The 16,754-nt window shown below is 69.2% G+C and carries 17 protein-coding genes; 5 read left to right on the forward strand and 12 right to left on the reverse strand.

Annotation, left to right across the window (positions count from 1 at the left end; all coding sequences use genetic code 11):
* Positions 1–50: 50 nt before the first annotated feature.
* The 6 genes from sucD to recA are packed head-to-tail and all read right to left on the reverse strand — an operon-like array spanning position 51 to position 4,692.
* Positions 51–944 (reverse strand): succinate--CoA ligase subunit alpha, encoded by an 894-nt coding sequence (sucD, locus tag EOD73_RS13370; RefSeq protein ID WP_127683532.1) that lies wholly within the window; start codon positions 942–944, stop codon positions 51–53.
* A gap of 11 nt (positions 945–955) precedes the next feature.
* On the reverse strand, positions 956–2,116 hold the full coding sequence (gene sucC, locus EOD73_RS13375; RefSeq protein WP_127683533.1) for an ADP-forming succinate--CoA ligase subunit beta: 1,161 nt from the start codon (positions 2,114–2,116) through the stop codon (positions 956–958).
* Between the two features lie 21 nt (positions 2,117–2,137).
* Entirely contained in the window at positions 2,138–2,695 is a 558-nt protein-coding gene (locus EOD73_RS13380; protein WP_127683534.1) for a DUF2889 domain-containing protein, read from the reverse strand.
* 23 nt (positions 2,696–2,718) lie between these two features.
* A complete protein-coding gene (locus tag EOD73_RS13385) occupies positions 2,719–3,201 on the reverse strand; it encodes a regulatory protein RecX (RefSeq protein ID WP_240660712.1) in 483 nt (160 codons plus the stop codon).
* Positions 3,202–3,205: 4 nt separating this feature from the next.
* The gene (locus tag EOD73_RS13390) at positions 3,206–3,661 is read right to left on the reverse strand and encodes a nuclear transport factor 2-like protein (RefSeq protein WP_127683536.1); all 456 of its coding nucleotides are present in this window, start codon (positions 3,659–3,661) and stop codon (positions 3,206–3,208) included.
* The gene (recA, locus tag EOD73_RS13395; protein WP_127683537.1) at positions 3,658–4,692 is read right to left on the reverse strand and encodes a recombinase RecA; all 1,035 of its coding nucleotides are present in this window, start codon (positions 4,690–4,692) and stop codon (positions 3,658–3,660) included. Before recA ends, EOD73_RS13390 begins: the two co-directional genes overlap by 4 nt.
* A gap of 63 nt (positions 4,693–4,755) precedes the next feature.
* Here recA and EOD73_RS13400 point away from each other — a divergent pair, with 63 nt between their 5' ends.
* Both EOD73_RS13400 and EOD73_RS13405 read left to right on the forward strand, forming a co-directional pair.
* Positions 4,756–5,430, forward strand: a complete 675-nt coding sequence (locus tag EOD73_RS13400; protein ID WP_127683538.1) for a response regulator — start codon at positions 4,756–4,758, stop codon at positions 5,428–5,430.
* A complete protein-coding gene (locus tag EOD73_RS13405) occupies positions 5,430–6,890 on the forward strand; it encodes a sensor histidine kinase (protein ID WP_127683539.1) in 1,461 nt (486 codons plus the stop codon). Before EOD73_RS13400 ends, EOD73_RS13405 begins: the two co-directional genes overlap by 1 nt.
* Positions 6,891–6,894: 4 nt before the next feature.
* On the opposite strand, the gene rodA is transcribed toward EOD73_RS13405, so the two are convergent.
* The 5 genes from rodA to EOD73_RS13430 are packed head-to-tail and all read right to left on the reverse strand — an operon-like array spanning position 6,895 to position 12,540.
* Positions 6,895–8,055: a rod shape-determining protein RodA gene (rodA, locus tag EOD73_RS13410; protein ID WP_127683540.1), complete on the reverse strand. Its 1,161-nt coding sequence runs from the start codon at positions 8,053–8,055 to the stop codon at positions 6,895–6,897.
* Positions 8,052–10,022 carry a penicillin-binding protein 2 gene (gene mrdA, locus EOD73_RS13415; RefSeq protein WP_127683541.1) on the reverse strand — a complete coding sequence of 657 codons (1,971 nt, stop codon included), beginning with the start codon at positions 10,020–10,022 and terminating at the stop codon, positions 8,052–8,054. Before mrdA ends, rodA begins: the two co-directional genes overlap by 4 nt.
* Positions 10,023–10,035: 13 nt before the next feature.
* Positions 10,036–10,557, reverse strand: coding sequence for a rod shape-determining protein MreD (gene mreD, locus EOD73_RS13420; RefSeq protein ID WP_127683542.1), 522 nt, complete (start codon positions 10,555–10,557; stop codon positions 10,036–10,038).
* Positions 10,554–11,480, reverse strand: a complete 927-nt coding sequence (gene mreC, locus EOD73_RS13425) for a rod shape-determining protein MreC (RefSeq protein ID WP_127683543.1) — start codon at positions 11,478–11,480, stop codon at positions 10,554–10,556. Before mreC ends, mreD begins: the two co-directional genes overlap by 4 nt.
* A gap of 16 nt (positions 11,481–11,496) precedes the next feature.
* Positions 11,497–12,540, reverse strand: coding sequence for a rod shape-determining protein (locus tag EOD73_RS13430; protein ID WP_127683544.1), 1,044 nt, complete (start codon positions 12,538–12,540; stop codon positions 11,497–11,499).
* A 222-nt stretch (positions 12,541–12,762) separates the two neighbouring features.
* Between EOD73_RS13430 and gatC the strand changes: the two genes are divergently transcribed.
* From gatC to gatB, 3 genes are read left to right on the forward strand one after another with little or no spacing between them, the layout of a single operon-like run.
* The gene (gene gatC, locus EOD73_RS13435) at positions 12,763–13,062 is read left to right on the forward strand and encodes an Asp-tRNA(Asn)/Glu-tRNA(Gln) amidotransferase subunit GatC (protein WP_127683545.1); all 300 of its coding nucleotides are present in this window, start codon (positions 12,763–12,765) and stop codon (positions 13,060–13,062) included.
* The gene (gene gatA / locus EOD73_RS13440) at positions 13,059–14,549 is read left to right on the forward strand and encodes an Asp-tRNA(Asn)/Glu-tRNA(Gln) amidotransferase subunit GatA (RefSeq protein WP_127683546.1); all 1,491 of its coding nucleotides are present in this window, start codon (positions 13,059–13,061) and stop codon (positions 14,547–14,549) included. The genes gatC and gatA overlap by 4 nt, the downstream gene beginning before the upstream one ends.
* A gap of 1 nt (position 14,550) precedes the next feature.
* The gene (gatB, locus tag EOD73_RS13445; RefSeq protein ID WP_127683547.1) at positions 14,551–16,002 is read left to right on the forward strand and encodes an Asp-tRNA(Asn)/Glu-tRNA(Gln) amidotransferase subunit GatB; all 1,452 of its coding nucleotides are present in this window, start codon (positions 14,551–14,553) and stop codon (positions 16,000–16,002) included.
* 9 nt (positions 16,003–16,011) lie between these two features.
* Here the strand turns inward: gatB and EOD73_RS13450 are convergent, their stop codons facing one another.
* A complete protein-coding gene (locus EOD73_RS13450; RefSeq protein WP_240660713.1) occupies positions 16,012–16,752 on the reverse strand; it encodes a DUF4124 domain-containing protein in 741 nt (246 codons plus the stop codon).
* Positions 16,753–16,754: the final 2 nt, after the last annotated feature.

A 16,754-nucleotide genomic window follows, 5' to 3' on the forward strand; every position in this document is an offset into this window, starting at 1 on the left:
ACGAGAACGGGGGCCAGGCGGCCCCCGTTCGATCCCCTTTTCAGTGAGGTTTACAGCAGCGCCTTGAGCAGCTTGCCCATTTCGCTGGGGTTGCGCGTCACGGTGAAGCCGCACTCTTCCATGATGGCGAGCTTGGCATCGGCCGTGTCGGCGCCGCCGGAGATCAACGCACCGGCGTGGCCCATGCGCTTGCCCGGAGGGGCGGTGACGCCGGCGATGAAGCCGACGATGGGCTTCTTCATGTTGGCCTTGCACCAGCGCGCGGCTTCGGCTTCGTCGGGACCGCCGATCTCGCCGATCATGATCACGGCGTCGGTGTCGGGGTCGTCGTTGAAGGCCTTCATCACGTCGATGTGCTTCAAGCCGTTGATCGGGTCACCGCCGATGCCCACGGCCGACGATTGGCCCAGGCCGATTTCGGTCAACTGCGCCACGGCTTCGTAGGTCAACGTGCCCGAGCGGGACACCACGCCGATGCGGCCTTTGCGGTGGATGTGGCCCGGCATGATGCCGATCTTGATCTCTTCCGGCGTGATCAGGCCGGGGCAGTTGGGGCCCAGCAGCAAGGTGCGCTTGCCCCCGGCGGCTTCCTTGGCCTTCATTTTGTTGCGCACTTCCAGCATGTCCCGGACGGGGATGCCTTCGGTGATGCAGATGGCCAGGTCCAGGTCGGCCTCAACGGCTTCCCAGATGGCCGCAGCCGCGCCCGCGGGCGGCACGTAGATGACCGACACGGTGGCGCCGGTTTGCGAGGCGGCTTCCTTGACGGTGGCGTAGATGGGGATGTCGCTGAACTTCTCGCCGGCCTTCTTGGGGTTCACGCCCGCAACGAAAGCGTTCTTGCCGTTGGCGTAGGCCTGGCAGCCCAGGGTGTGGAACTGACCGGTCTTGCCGGTGATGCCCTGGGTGATGACCTTGGTGTCTTTGTTGATGTAGATGGACATGTCAGATTCCTTTAGGCAACGGCGGCAACGATCTTGGTGGCGGCTTCGGCCATCGAGTCGGCGGCGATGATGGGCAGGCCGGATTCGGCCAGCATCTTCTTGCCCAGGTCTTCGTTGGTGCCCTTCATGCGCACCACCAGCGGCACGCTCAGGTTCACGGCCTTGCAGGCGGTGATGACGCCTTCGGCGATGGTGTCGCACTTCATGATGCCGCCGAAGATGTTGACCAGGATGCCCTTCACGCTCTTGTTTTTGAGCATGATCTTGAAGGCCTCGGTCACCTTCTCGGCGGTGGCGCCACCGCCCACGTCCAGGAAGTTGGCGGGCTCGCCGCCGAAGAGCTTGATGGTGTCCATCGTGGCCATGGCCAGGCCGGCGCCGTTCACCAAGCAGCCGATGTTGCCGTCCAGGCTGATGTAGGCCAGGTCGAACTTGCTGGCCTCGACCTCAGCCGGGTCTTCTTCGTCCAGGTCGCGGTAAGCCACGATCTCCGGGTGGCGGAACAGCGCGTTGGCGTCGAAGTTGAACTTGGCGTCCAGCGCCGTCAGCACGCCCTTGCTGTCGCAGTTCAGCGGGTTGATTTCCACCAGCGAGGCGTCGGTGTCCATGTAGCAGCGGTAGAGCTTCTGGAACAGGTCGACGGCTTGCGCGTGCGTGGCTTCAGGCAGGCCGATGGCCGCGGCGATCTTCTTGGCTTGGTCGGCGCCCAGGCCGGTCAAGGGGTCGATCACCTCGGTGATGATCTTTTCCGGCGTGCTGTGGGCCACCTCTTCGATGTCCATGCCGCCTTCGCTGGAGGCGATGAAGGCCACCTTTTGCGTGCCGCGATCGGTCACCAGGGAGACGTAGTACTCCTTTTGGATGTCGGCACCGTCTTCGATGTACAGGCGGCGAACCTTCTGGCCTTCAGGGCCGGTTTGGTGCGTGACCAGCTGCATGCCAAGGATCTGCTCGGCCAGCTTCTTCACGTCGTCCAGGCTCTTGGCCACCTTGACGCCGCCGCCCTTGCCACGGCCACCGGCGTGGATCTGCGCCTTGACGACCCAGATCGGGCCCCCGAGCTTTTGCGCGGCCTCAACGGCTTCTTGCACGGTGAACGCGGGGATGCCGCGGGGCACGGGGACGCCGAATTGGCGCAGGATTTCCTTGCCTTGGTATTCGTGGATCTTCATGGCTTTGGTCGGGGAGTGAACTTAGGGGCTTGTGCGCTGCACAAACCAGCGGGGATAGTGGGTTTTTACCACCGGGCCGTCCCGGCGCAGGGCGTGGCAGCGGTCGATCTGGAACGGCGGCTGATCGCCGTCGGCGCCTTCTCGGGTGTCCAGCACGTGGCCGGCCAGGGCTTGGATGACGGCGGTCGGCAGCACGCCGGCCAACTCCGTCAGGTGGGTGCAGCCCTGCGTGCCCGACAGTTTGGCTTTGAGTGCCGCGCGAAAGCCGTGCAGCAGGTTCAGGCCCGCCAACTGGGCGTACGCGTCGCCGTGCTGCTCGCAGGTGCCGGGGTAAGGCATGGCCGTGGTGGCGGACGAGGCCGACACGACGTTGAGTTGCCGATCCACGACGAGGTTCAATTGCATCTCGTGGATGGGTGAGCCGGCCGGACGCAGGCCCGTGGCCAAGCGCATGTCGATGGCCTTGACGTCGCGCAGCCGCGCCTCGACGTCGAAGCGGCCGTCGGAGCGCTCGAACACCTGCACCTCCAGGCTGCGTGTGTGCAGCGGCGTGCGGGTGATTGGGTGGGCGTTCGGCATGAGGGGGCGGATTTTGCCCGCTGTTACTGACGGTTTCCTTCCACGAGCCGGACGGCGAGGTCGGCGGCGAAGCCGCGGCTCACCAAAAACCGCACGCGGCGCGCCCGCTCTTTGGGGTCGGGGGGCGGCAATTCGCCGAAGCGGCGGTGCAGCAAGGCCTGCGCCCGCTCCCGTTCGGTGGCCTGGACTTCGGCCCAGGTGTCGCCTTCGGGCTTCAAGCCCTGCTGGGCCAACTCGGCCGCCAGCCGGCGGGCGCCCAGGCGGGGGGCGCGGGTGCGCAGCCGGCTGTCCATGTACCGGGCCTCGCTGAGCAGGCCTTGGTCGGCCAGTTGGTCCAGCAGCGCGGCCACGGCGGCCTCGGCGTCGTCGGGCAGCGCTTCTTCGGCCTTGGCGGCGGCCAGCTGCCAGGCCCGCAACAGCTTGCGCGCCAGTTCGTGGCGGCTGTGCTCGCGCTGGGCCAGGCAGGCCAAGGCCCGCGCGCGCAGCTGTGGGGGGCTCAGGCCCAAGGGCTCAGGTCCACAGCGCCGGGTCCAGCGGCATGCCGGGGCGGGCATCGGCCGGCGTCAGGGTGCGCCCGTCCAAGCCTTCGCGCCACGCAGGCGCCGCTTGGGCGTCGGCCCAGTACTCGTCCAGTTGGGCGATCCACTCGCCCTCAAAGCGCACGTGGCTGTGCGCCCAGAACGAGCGCCCGTCGTGGTCGACGCGCACCACGCTCAGGGCCTCGTCCGGCCCCAGGCGGTGCAGGGCCAGCAGGTGGATCGTCCAGCCCTCGGGGTAGGCGGCGTTGACGCCCACGATGGCGGCCGCACCGTCGAAGCGCTCGCGCGTGGCGCGCCAACGGCAGGCGGCGCTGGGGTGCAGCAGGGCCTCGGCACCGGCCCAATCACGGGCCTGCATCAAGGCCCAGTACAAGCCGACCCGGCGCAAACCCGGGTCGGTGGGCAGGCCCTCGTCGCCTTGCGTCACTCGCTGTCGCTCGCGCTGCCCAAGGGGGCGACGCCCACCGCCTCGCGAATCTTGTTCTCGATTTCGCGGGCCAAGTCGGGGTTCTCGCGCAAGAACTCGCGCGCGTTGTCCTTGCCCTGGCCGATCTTTTCGCCTTGGTAGGCGTACCAAGCGCCGCTCTTGTCGACGATCTTGTGGGCCACGCCCATGTCGACGATTTCGCCCTCGCGGCTGATGCCCTCGCCGTAAAGGATGTCGAATTCGGCGGTCTTGAAGGGGGGCGAGACCTTGTTCTTGACGACTTTCACCTTGGTCTCGGAGCCGATGACCTCTTCGCCCTTCTTGATGGAACCGATGCGGCGGATGTCCAGGCGCACGGAGCTGTAGAACTTCAGCGCGTTGCCGCCGGTGGTGGTTTCGGGGCTTCCGAACATCACGCCGATCTTCATGCGAATCTGGTTGATGAAGATGACCGTGGTGTTGGTCTTCTTGACCGTGGCGGTGAGCTTGCGCAGGGCCTGGCTCATCAGGCGCGCTTGCAGGCCGGGCAGCTGGTCGCCCATCTCGCCTTCCAACTCGGCCTTGGGCGTGAGCGCCGCCACGGAGTCGACGATCACCAGGTCGACCGAGCCCGATCGCACCAAGGAATCGACGATTTCCAGGGCCTGCTCGCCGGTGTCGGGCTGGCTGATGAGCAAGTCTTGCAGGTTCACGCCGAGCTTTTGGGCGTACTGCACGTCCAGCGCGTGTTCGGCGTCGATGAAGGCGCAGGTGCCGCCCAGCTTTTGCATTTGGGCGATGACCTGCAGCGTCAGGGTCGTTTTGCCCGAGGACTCGGGGCCGTAGATCTCGACCACGCGACCGCGCGGCAGGCCGCCCACGCCCAAGGCGATGTCCAATCCGAGGGAACCGGTGGACACCACCTGGATGTCCTCGATGGCTTCGCCTTCGCCCAGGCGCATGATGGAGCCCTTGCCGAACTGCTTTTCGATCTGGGCCAAGGCGGCCTGCAGGGCCTTCTGCTTTTCGGTGTTGACGGCGGGGGCGTTCATTGGGGGCTCCTGGGTTACTGGATATCTATACAGCAGTCTAGCAACAAATTTGACGCGCACAAGATGCACATCCTGATTGCCGAAGACGACCCCGTCCTGAGCGACGGCCTGCTGCGCGCCCTGCGCGGCGCGGGCTACACGGTGGACCACGTGGCCAGCGGCAGCGAGGCCGACGCCGCCCTGCTGCTGCAGAACTTCGACCTCCTCATCCTCGACCTGGGCCTGCCGCAGATGTCGGGCCTGGAGGTGTTGCGGCGGCTGCGCGGCCGGGGCTCGCACACACCGGTGCTCATCCTCACCGCGGCCGACAGCGTGGAGCAGCGCGTCCAGGGCCTGGACCTCGGGGCCGACGACTACATGGCCAAGCCCTTCGCGCTGCAGGAGCTGGAAGCCCGGGCGCGGGCCTTGGTGCGGCGCGGCCTGGGCGCCTCGGGCAACGTCGTGCGGCACGGCCCGCTGAGCTTCGACACCAGCAGCCGCGTGGCCTACCTGAACGAACAGGTCGTGGAACTCTCGGCGCGCGAGGTCAGCCTGCTCGAGGCCCTGCTGCAGCGCGCCGGCCGCCTCGTGAGCAAGGAGCACCTGGTGCAGGCGCTGTGCAGCTGGGGCGACGAGGTCAGCAACAACGCCATCGAGGTCTACGTGCACCGCTTGCGCAAAAAGATCGAGCCGGGGGGCGTGCGCATTGCCACCGTGCGCGGCCTGGGCTACTGCTTGGAGCGGGTGCAGGCCGACTGATGCCGCAAACCAAGTCGCCCCGCTCGCTGTTCGGCGAGCTGCTGGACTGGATGCTGGCACCTTTGCTGGTGATCTGGCCCGTGGGCGTGCTCCTGACCTGGGGCGTTGCGCAAGACCTGGCCCGACGGCCCTACGACCGCGAGTTGGGCGCCGCCGCCCAGGGGCTGGCTGACCAGGTGCAGATGCGGCGCGACGCGCAGCAGGCCCTGAGCCTGAGCGCCGAGTCGCTCAGCCTGATGCGCATCGAGGACGACGACCAGGTGCTCTTCCAGGTGCTGGGACCGCGCGGCGAGCTGCTGGCGGGCGACGCGCGCTTGGCGCTGCCAGTGGGCGTAGCACCGCACAGCGGCCCGCCGCTGCTGCGCAACGAGCAACTGCAGGGCGAAGCGCTGCGCGTGGCCACGCTGTGGCGCCGCGCGTCGACCGACCGTCCGGGGTGGATCACCATCCAGGTGGCCGAAACCACCGGCAAACGGCAGCGCATGGCCTCCGACATCGTCAAGGGCGTGCTGCTGCCGCAGTTCGTGTTGCTGCCCCTGGCCGCGCTGCTGGGCTGGCTCGCGCTGGTGCAAGGCCTGCGGCCGCTCAAGGCCCTGTCGGAGCGCATCCGGCATCGCGAGGCCGATGACCTCAGCCCCATCCCCGAGCGCGAGGCGCCCGAGGAAATCCTGCCCCTGGTGCGGGCGACGAACGAGCTGCTCGCACGCCGCGAGCAAGCGGCCCAGCTGCAGCAGCAGTTCCTGGCCAACGCCGCGCACCAATTGAAAACGCCTTTGGCTGGCCTGCGCACGCAGGCCGAGCTCGCCGGCCGGGCCCTTCGCTCGGGCCAAGCCAGCGCGGCCGAGTTGGCGCAGTCCTTCGCGCAAATCGCCAACGGCAGCCAGCGCGCCGCGCACATGGTCAACCAGCTGCTGGCGCTGGCCCGGGCCGACGCCAGCGCCCCCTTGGCGCTCGAGCCCGTGGACCTGGTGGACTTGGCGCGCGACGTCACGCAAGACTTCGTGCCCCAGGCCCTGGAGCGGCGCATCGACCTTGGCTTCGACGGCCCCGAATCGCCCCAGCTGGCGGTGCAGGGGCAGCGCTGGCAGCTCGTGGAGCTGCTGCGCAACCTGGTGGACAACGCGCTGCGCTACACGCCGCGGGGCGGCGAGGTCACGGTGCGGGTCAGCGAGGACCCCTTCGGCCAGGTGGTCGTGCTGCAGGTCGAGGATTCGGGGCCGGGCATCGCGCCCGAGGCGCGGGAGCGGGTGTTCCAGCCCTTCTACCGCCAGCTCGGCACGGGGGTCGACGGCTCGGGCTTGGGGCTGACCATCGCCGGCCAAATTGCGGAGCGCCATGGGACCCGAATCGAGCTGGACGACGCCCGCGAGCGCCGCGGGCCCGACACCTTGCCCGGCGCCCGCTTCACGCTGCGCCTGCCCGCCACGCCCTGGCCTGGCGGCCCGGGGCGCGAGGCCTGAAGACTCAAGTCCGGTGGCGGCCTTGGCGCCCGCTGCGGCCGATGGCCAGCAGCAGGCCCAGGCTCAGGCCCAGCATCACCATCGCCGTGCCGCCGTAGCTGACGAAGGGCAGGGGCACGCCCACCACGGGCAGCAGGCCGATGACCATGCCCAGGTTGACGAACACGTAGCTGAAGAAGCTCAGGGTGATGGCCCCGGCCAGCAGGCGCTCGAACAGGGTGGGCGCGGCGCCCGCGATGCTCAGCCCCCGCAAGATCAAGGCACTGAAGCCCACCAGCAAGGCCAGCGCGCCCAGAAGGCCGAACTCCTCGGCGAAGGCGGCGAACACGAAGTCGGTGGTGCGCTCGGGGATGAACTCGAGGTGGGTTTGCGTGCCGCGCATGAAGCCCTTGCCCGTCACGCCGCCCGAGCCAATCGCGATCTCGCCCTGCAAGATGTGGAAGCCCTTGCCCAAGGGGTCCTTGTGCGGGTCCAGCAGGGTGCAGACGCGGGTCTTTTGGTACTCGCGCAGCACCTTCCAGTCGACCCCATCCTGGCAAATGGTGGGTTCGGCCCACACCAAAGCCCCAATGCCAATGGCGACGGCGCTGACCACGGGGACGATGAGCTTCCAGCTCAGGCCGGCGAAATAGATGACGTACAGCCCGGCGAACAAGATGAGCAGCGCGGTGCCCAGGTCGGGCTGCTTGGCCACCAAGCCCACCGGAATGGCCAGCAGCACGAAGGCGGCCACGAAGTCCAACAGCTTGAGCTGGCCCTCGCGCAGCTGGAACCACCAGGCCAGCATCAGCGGTGTGGCGATCTTGAGCAGCTCGCTGGGCTGGATGACGATCACGCCGAGATTGAGCCAGCGCGTGGCGCCCTTCTTGGTCAGCCCGAACAAGGCGGTGGCCAGCAGCAAGACCAGGCCGATGCTGTACAGCGGCAAGGCCAGTTTGGCCAGCTTGGACGAAGGGAACTGCGCCACCACCAGCATGACCCCCGCACCCAGCACGAAGTTGCGGGCGTGGTCCACGAAGCGGGTGCCGTGGTCGAAGCCCACCGAGTACATGGCCAGCAGGCCCCAGGCGGTGAGCCAAGCGATCGCCAACAGCAGCGGGACGTCCAAATGCTGCCACAGGGGGCGCAGGCGGCGCCACAGGGGCGGGCGGGCGATGACGCTCATCGCGAGGCCCCCGACGCCGGCAGGGGCGCTTCGTTGGGCAGGCGCCATTCGCGGATCGGCCTGGGCGTGCCCACGGGGGCCGCCGCCTTGCCCTCGCGCACCAGCGCGAGGTCTTCCTCGCTGGGCACGACGCCGTGGAGCAGGTAGTCGAACACGCGGCGCGCGATGGGCGCGGCCGCCACCGCGCCGAAGCCGGCGTTCTCGACGATGACGGCCAGCGCCACCTGGGGCTCATCCACCGGCGCGAAGGCCATGTACCAGCTGTGGTCGCGCTGGTACTCGGCCATTTGCCCGGCGTTGTACTTCTGGCCCTTGCGCAGGCCCACGGCCTGCGCTGTGCCGGTCTTGCCGCCGCTGGCGTACGGGGCGCCGGCGAACACGCGGGTGCTGGTGCCTTGGTAGGTCACGCCGTGCAAGGCCTCCTTCACCACGGCGATGTGCTCGGGCTTGTAGGGGATCGGCGGCAGGGCCTCGCCGGAGCGGCGTTCGCGGGTGTGGGTGACGTGGTCTTCGATCTCGCGCACCAAGCGCGGGCGGTAGCGTTGGCCGCCGGCGACCAAGGTGGCCGTGGCCGTCGCCACCTGCAGCGGCGTGAAGGCGTTGTAGCCCTGGCCGATGCCCAGACTGATGGTTTCGCCGGGGAACCACTTCTGCTTGAGCGCCTTTTCCTTCCAGGCCATGCTCGGCAGCAGGCCGGTGACCTCGCCCGGCAGGTCGATGCCGGTGCGCTGGCCCAAGCCCAGGGGGGCCATCTGGGCGTGGATGGTGTCCACCCCCATCAGGTGCGCCAGCGAGTAGTAGTAAACGTTGCTCGACTCGACGATGGAGCGGCGCATGTTCATCGCCCCGCCGCGCTCGTTCTCGGGGCTGCCGAAGTTGCGCCCGCCGAAGCTGTAGACCAGGGTGTCGTTGACGATGGTGTCGGGCGTGCGCGCGCCGGTGTTCAGCGCCCCCAAGGCCATGAAGGGCTTGTAGGTGGACCCGGGCGGGTAGGTGCCGCGGATGGCGCGGTTGAGCAGGGGCTTGTCGGGCGACTCGTTCAGCGCGCGCCAACTGTCTTGGTCGATGCCGTCGACGAACAGGTTGGGGTCGAAGTCGGGCTTGGACACGAAGGCCAACACCTCGCCATTGCGCGGATCCAGGGCCACCAAAGCGCCGCGGCGGTTGCCGAACATCTGCTCGACCAGGTACTGCAAGCGAATGTCGATGGACAGGTGCAGGGTCTTGCCCGGCGTCGACGGGCGCGAACTCAGGCGTCGAACCGCCCGGCCGCCCGCGCTGGTTTCCACCTGCTGGAAGCCGGTGATGCCGTGCAACACGTCTTCGTAGGCCTGCTCCAGGCCCAGCTTGCCGATGTAGTCGGTGCCGCGGTAATTGGCCTGGCGCTCGTCGTCCCAGTCCTCCATGGCCTCGCGATCCTTGGCCGAGACGCGGCCGATGTAGCCGATCAGGTGCGACCCCACCTCGCCCAGGGGGTACTGGCGGAACAGGCGCGCCTGAACGTCCACCCCTGGGAAGCGCCAGCGCTGCGCCACAAAGCGGGCCACCTCTTCGTCGCTCAGCCGGGTGCGGATGGGCAGGGAATCGAAGCGCTTGCCATCGGCCAGCAGTCGGGCAAAGCGGCGCCGGTCCTTCGCATCGATGGGCACCACGGTGGCCAATTCGTCGATCAGGGCCTCGAGTTCCTGCGTCGTTTGGCTCGGCGTGATCTCGAGCGTGTAGGCCGAGTAGTTCGTGGCCAAGACGACGCCGTTGCGGTCCTTGATCAGGCCGCGGTTGGGCGTGATGGGCAGCACCGTGACGCGGTTGGACTCGGCCGCGGCCAGGAGCTCCTCGTGCTTGCCCACCTGCAGGTACAGCAGCCGGGCGACCAAGAGAGCAAAGCAGGTGAGCACGAAGCCGGCGGCCACGAACAGGCGCAGCCGAAAGCGCAGCAAAGCCCCGATGCCGTCGTCGAAGAAGGTCATGCCTGCGGGCGCCTCAGAGCGGACGGTGGGCGTCGCGGTCGGGCGCGCGTCGCTGCGGCGCCAGCAGCAACCAGGTGGCCAGGGGCCACAGCAGGGCCTCGATGACCGGGGCCAACAACAGGGTCCAGCCCGGGGCCATGCCCCCCGCCAGCAGACGCACCCCCGCTTGCACGGCATGGGCCAAGGCCAGGAGCAAGAGCACCTGCAAGGACTGCTCGAGCACCCCGAACCAGAGCAGGCGGCGGTGCAGGGTCACGGCCAAAAAGGCCAGCAGGCTGAAGGCCAGGGCGTGCTGGCCCAACAGCGCGCCTTGGTGCACGTCCATGAGCAGCCCCAAGGCGAAGGCCCAGCCCACGCCCACCCGGCGCGGCTGGTGCACGTTCCAAAAGACCAGCACCAGCGCCAAAGCACTGGGCCAGGCCGCCTCCCGGCCCACGGGCACCATGTCCAGCAGCATCGCCAGGAACAGGCTCAAGGCGATGAACCAAGGGCGCGCCGGCAGCAGCAGTTGCCCGGCACCACGCGGCATGATCATGGCCGGCTTCCCTTCGCGGGCGGACGCGCCGCTGGCGGCGGCGCCAGCGCGGCCTCGGCACGCGCCTCGGCCACGCCAGGCAGGGGCCGCAGCACCAGCACCTGCCGCGCCCGGTCGGCCACCGCGTAGGGGCGCGCCGTGACTTTGGCGAACACGCTGTCGGCCTGGCGCTGCACCGATTCCACCCGCGCCACGGGCAGGCCCGGCGGGTAGACGCCGTCCAGGCCCGAGGTGCGCAGCACGTCGCCCTCGCGGATGTCGGCGTTGGCGGCCACGAATCGCAACTCCAAGCCGGCGCTGCGCTCGCCGCCCACGGCGATGTGCAGCGCCTGGCTGCGCGCGTTCTGCACGGGAATGCTGCTGTCGCGGTCGGTCAACAAGACCAACTCCGAGGTGCCCGCGTGCACGCGCTGCAACTGCCCCAGCACGCCGCGCTCGTCGATCACCGGCGCGCCAGGGTGCAAGGCGTCGCGGGCCCCGCGGTCGATGACCACCCGGCGGGCGTACAGGTCGCCCGACTCGAACAGGACCTCGGCCGCCAAGGTTTGCACCGGCAGGGTGTCGCGCAGGGCCAAGAGCCGCCGCAGGTGTTCGTTCTCGGCCTGGAGATTGCGCGAGCGGGCCAGCACCAAGGCTTGCGCGGCCAGACGCTCCCGGGCCTCGGCCTCGGCCTTCATCGCCGCCTCGGCGCCGCGCAAGCGATCGCCCAGGTTCTCGAAGGCCTGCAGCGGCGACAGCAGCACGCGCTGCACCGGCGCCAGCACCGTGGCCAGGGCCGAGCGCAGCGGGCCGGTCAGGCCCCAGCGGGTGTCGGCCACCATCAGCAGGACGGCCAGGGCCCCGCAGAGCAGCAGTTTGTTCAGCGCCGAGGTGCCTTGCCGAAACAGCGGCGGCGGGCGGCGGTCGAGCGTGCCGAGGGACATGCCCCCTCCCGGAAGGTCAGTCGCTCGTGAAGATCGAGCCCAGGCGCTCCATGCGTTCCAGGGCCATGCCGCAGCCGCGCACCACGCAGGTCAGCGGGTCTTCGGCCACCAGCACCGGCAGGCCGGTTTCTTCGCGCAGCAGGCGGTCCAGGTCGCGCAGCAGAGCGCCACCGCCGGTGAGCATCATGCCGCGGTCGGCGATGTCGGCGCCCAGCTCCGGCGGGGTTTGCTCCAGCGCGTTCTTCACGGCGGAGACGATCTGGTTCAGCGGGTCGGTCAGGGCCTCGAGGATCTCGTTGCTGCTGATGGTGAAGCTGCGCGGCACGCCCTCGCTGAGGTTGCGGCCCTTGACCTCCATCTCGCGCACCTCGCTGCCCGGGAAGGCCGAGCCGATCTGCTTCTTGATGGCCTCGGCCGTGGGCTCGCCGATCAACATGCCGTAGTTGCGGCGGATGTAGTTGATGATGGCCTCGTCGAACTTGTCGCCGCCCACGCGCACGCTGCCCTTGTAGACCATGCCACCCAAGGACACGACGCCGACTTCCGTCGTGCCGCCACCGATGTCGATGACCATCGAGCCGGCGGCCTCGCTCACCGGCAGGCCGGCGCCGATCGCGGCGGCCATCGGTTCTTCGATCAGGTAGACCTCGCTGGCGCCGGCGCCCAGGGCGGCGTCGCGGATCGCGCGCTTTTCCACCTGGGTTGAGCCGCAGGGCACGCAGATGATGATGCGCGGGCTCGGGCGCATCATGCTTTGCGGATGCACCATGCGGATGAACTGCTTGATCATCTGCTCGGTGACGACGAAATCGGCGATCACGCCGTCCTTCATCGGGCGGATGGCCTCGATGTTGCCGGGCACCTTGCCCAGCATGGCCTTGGCTTCCTTGCCCACGGCTTGGATGGTCTTCTTGCCGTTGGGGCCGCCCTCGTGGCGGATGGCGACCACCGAGGGCTCGTCCAGCACGATGCCCTTGTCGCGGACGTAGATCAGGGTGTTGGCGGTGCCGAGGTCGATGGCCAGGTCGGACGAGAGGTAACGGCGCAGGGAACGGAACATGGTTCGGATCGGGGCTGGGCGCCCGGTGCATGGCCTCGGGCTGCCGTGAAATACGACAAAGCCGCCTCGGGAAGGATGCCCTGGCGGCCTTGTGGAAAGGGGCCGCGATAATAGCCGATCGCCCCTGGCGCCGCCCTAGAAAACGACCCCTAAGCCGTTGGGCCGCTTGGCTTTTTTGTTTCCGGCGGTTGCACCGTGCAACCGCCCTGTGAGCCCCACCCCATGGCCCTGACCCCCGACGACGTGAACACCATCGCGCGCCTGGCGCGGCTCGACCCGAGTCCGGCGCAGCGCGAAGCCCTGCTGGGCCAGTTGAACGGCTTCTTTGACATCGTCGAAACCATGCGCGCCGTGGACACCGGCGGCGTCGCCCCGCTGTACACGCCGCTGTCCAGCGTCCAAGAGGTGGCCCTGCGCCTGCGTGACGACGTCGTCACCGAAAGCAACCAGCGCGAGGCCAACCAGCGCAGCGCCCCGGCCGTGGAAGATGGCCTGTTCCTCGTGCCGAAGGTGATCGAATGAGCGCCGACCTGCACACCCTGGGCGTGGCCGATGGCCTGGCCCGACTGAACGCCGGCACGCTGACCAGCCGCGCCTGGGTCGACGCCCTGCTGAGCCGCGCCGACGCCCAACAAGATCTGGGCTGTTACCTGCACCTGGACGCCGATGGCGCCCGCGCCGCGGCCGATGCCGCCGACGCCCGCCGCGCCTCAGGCGACAAGGCCCCGCTGCTGGGCGTGCCCATCGCCCACAAGGACATCTTCGTCACCACCGCCCACCCCACCACGGCGGGCAGCAAGATCCTCGCGGGCTACCGCAGCCCCTTCGACGCCACCGTGGTCGCCAACATGGCTGCAGCTGGCGTGGTGAGCCTGGGCAAGCTGAATTGCGACGAGTTCGCCATGGGCTCGGCCAACGAGAACAGCGCCTACGGCCCCGTGCGAAACCCTTGGGACCGCAGCCGCGTGCCCGGCGGCTCGTCCGGCGGCAGTGCGGCGGCCGTGGCCGCCCGCCTGCTGCCCGGCAGCACCGGCACCGACACCGGCGGCTCCATCCGCCAGCCGGCCAGCTTCACCGGCATCACCGGCATCAAGCCCACCTACGGGCGCTGCTCGCGCTACGGGATGATCGCCTTCGCCTCGTCGCTGGACCAAGCCGGCCCCATGGCCCGCTCGGCCGAAGACTGCGCGCTGCTGCTGCAGGCCATGGCCGGCTTTGACGAGCGCGACGCCACCAGCTTGCAGCAGCCCACGCCCGACTTCGTCGCCGAGATGAAGGCCGTGCGCCCTGGCGCCACCGCCGAGCAGCCGCTGAAGGGCCTGCGCATCGGCCTGCCCGCCGAGTTCTTCCCGGCCGCGCTCGACGCCGACGTGAACGCCGCCGTGCGCGAGGGCCTGGCCGCGCTGGAGCGCCTGGGCGCCACCCTGGTGCCGGTGAGCCTGCCGCGCACCGAGCTGGCGATTCCGGTGTACTACATCATTGCCCCGGCCGAGGCCAGCTCCAACCTGAGCCGCTTCGACGGCGTGCGCTACGGGCACCGCGCCGAGTCGCCCAAGGACCTGCTGGACCTGTACCAGCGCACCCGCACCGAGGCCTTCGGGGCCGAAGTGCAGCGCCGCATCTTGATCGGCACCTACGTGCTGAGCCACGGCTACTACGACGCCTACTACCTGCAAGCGCAGAAGCTGCGCCGCATGATCGCCGACGACTTCCAGCAGGCCTTCCAGCACTGCGACCTGATCGCCGGCCCGGTCGCCCCCACGGTGGCCTGGAAGCTGGGCGAGCAGGGCGACGACCCGGTCAAGGCTTACCTGGCCGACATCTTCACCCTGCCCGGCTCGCTCGCCGGCCTGCCCGGCATGAGCGTGCCCGTGGGCACGGGCGCGCACGGCCTGCCCGTGGGCCTGCAGCTGCTGGGCAATTACTTCCAAGAGGGCCAGTTGCTACACACCGCGCACGCGCTGCAGCAGGCCACCGACTGGCACCGGGCCGCCCCGGCCGGAGTTTGAGATGAGCGCCCCGAAACTGATCCGTGGCTACGAGGTCGTCATCGGCCTGGAGAACCACGTCCAACTGTCCACCGCGTCCAAGATCTTCTCGGGCAGCAGCACCGCCTTCGGCGCCGCGCCCAACACGCAGGCCAGCCCCGTGGACCTCGCCCTGCCCGGCACGCTGCCGGTGCTCAACCGCGGCGCGGTGGAGCGGGCCATTCGCTTCGGCCTGGCCGTGGGCGCGCACGTGGCGCCGCTGTCGATCTTTGCGCGCAAGAACTACTTCTACCCCGACCTGCCCAAGGGCTACCAGATCAGCCAGTACGAGATCCCGGTCGTGCAGGGCGGTCAGATCAGCTTCTACGTGGGCGACACGAAGAAGACGGTCAACCTGACCCGCGCCCACCTCGAAGAAGACGCGGGCAAGAGCCTGCACGAGGACTACCACGGCATGTCGGGCATCGACCTGAACCGTGCGGGCACGCCGCTGCTGGAGATCGTGTCGGAGCCCGAGCTGCGCAGCGCCGAAGAGGCCTGCGAGTACGCCAAGACCCTGCACGCGCTGGTGATGTGGCTGGGCATCTGCGACGGCAACATGCAAGAAGGCAGCTTCCGCTGCGACGTGAACGTCAGCGTGCGCAAGCCGGGCCAGCCCTTCGGCACGCGGCGCGAGATCAAGAACCTGAACAGCTTCAAGTTCCTGATCCAGGCGGTGAACTTCGAGGTGAACTGGCAGATCGACCGCATCGAAGACGGCCTGCCCATCCAGCAGGCCACGGTGCTGTTCAACCCCGACACTGGCGAGACGCGCGCCATGCGCACCAAGGAAGACGCGGCCGACTACCGCTACTTCCCCGATCCCGACCTGCCGCCGCTGATGATCGGCGCCGACTGGATCGAGCGTGTGAAGGCCGAGCTGCCCGAACTGCCGGCCGTGATGGCCGCGCGCTTCGAGCAGGCAGACGGCCTGCCGGCCTACGACGCGCAGATGATGACCGCCAGCCTGCCCGTGGCCCGCTACTACGAGGCCGCCAAGGCCGCCGGCGCGCCGGCCAAGTTGGTGGCCAACTGGGTGATGGGCGAGATTTCGAGGCGCTTGAACGCCGAGGAGAAGGGCATCGAGGCCGCGCCGGTCGGCCCCGCGCTGCTCGCCAAGCTCATCGCCCGCATCGGCGACGGCACCATCAGCAACAACGCCGCGCGCCAGGTGTTCGAGGCCCTGTGGGCCGGCGAGTCGAGCGACGTCGACGCCCTCATCGAGGCCAAGGGCCTCAAGCAGATGAGCGACACGGGCGAGTTGGAGCGCATCCTTGACGAGGTGCTGGCGGCCAATGCCAAGTCGGTGGAAGAGTTCCGCGCCGGCAAGGACAAGGCCTTCAACGCCTTGGTCGGTCAGGCCATGAAGGCCACCAAGGGCAAGGCCAACCCGGGCCTGGTCAACGAACTGCTGAAAAAGAAGCTCGGCGGCTGAGCGCCGGCCTCAGCGGCTGGCCGGGCCGGGCGTGGCGGCGGCCGACGCGCCCGCGGCCTCCGGCTTGGCGGCCGGCTTGGCCCCCGTCGCGCCGGCCGGCGCCTCCCACTCGGAGGCGCTCGGTGCCGGGCCCAGGCTGCCCACCGGCGCACCGCCCCACAGCTTCTTGAGCCGGGCCAGCTCGACGTCGTAGCGGCGGTTGACGCGGGCCTTCTCTTCGGTCTGGTTGGCGATCGCCACGAGCTGCGCGTCGCGCGCGGCGTCGTTCGCGTCCACGAGGCGGCGCAGCTTGGGCGGCAGGGCTTTGCCCTTGTAGAACTCCGCCTCTTCGTCCAGGCCCTTTCGCTCTTTGGCCAGGTCGGCCAAGCGACGCTCCGACAGCGCCTGCGCCTTGGACTGGTCGTCCAGCGCGGCCTGCCTCGCCTTGTCGTGCACGGTCTTGTTCGGGTAGCGCGCCAGCAGGTTGCGGTCGTAGCGCATGGCGTCGGCCTGGGCGGCACGGGCCACGGCCTCCTCTCGGCGCTTGAGCTCCAGCGCGGCCGCCTGCTCGGGCGACAAGGATGGCGGCAGGCGCTCGCGCACCGAGCCGTCGCTGCGGTGGATCTTTTGCTCCTGCGCCAGGCACTCGGCGATGGGACGGTCCGAGGTCAGGCGGCGGCCATCGGCCGTGGTGCAGCTGTAGATGCCGGCCCAGGCCGACGGCGCCAGCGCACAGGCCAGCAGTGCCCCCACCAGGCGCCGCGCGACCACGT

This window comes from Inhella crocodyli (genome assembly GCF_004004565.1).
GTDB lineage: Bacteria > Pseudomonadota > Gammaproteobacteria > Burkholderiales > Burkholderiaceae_C > Inhella > Inhella crocodyli.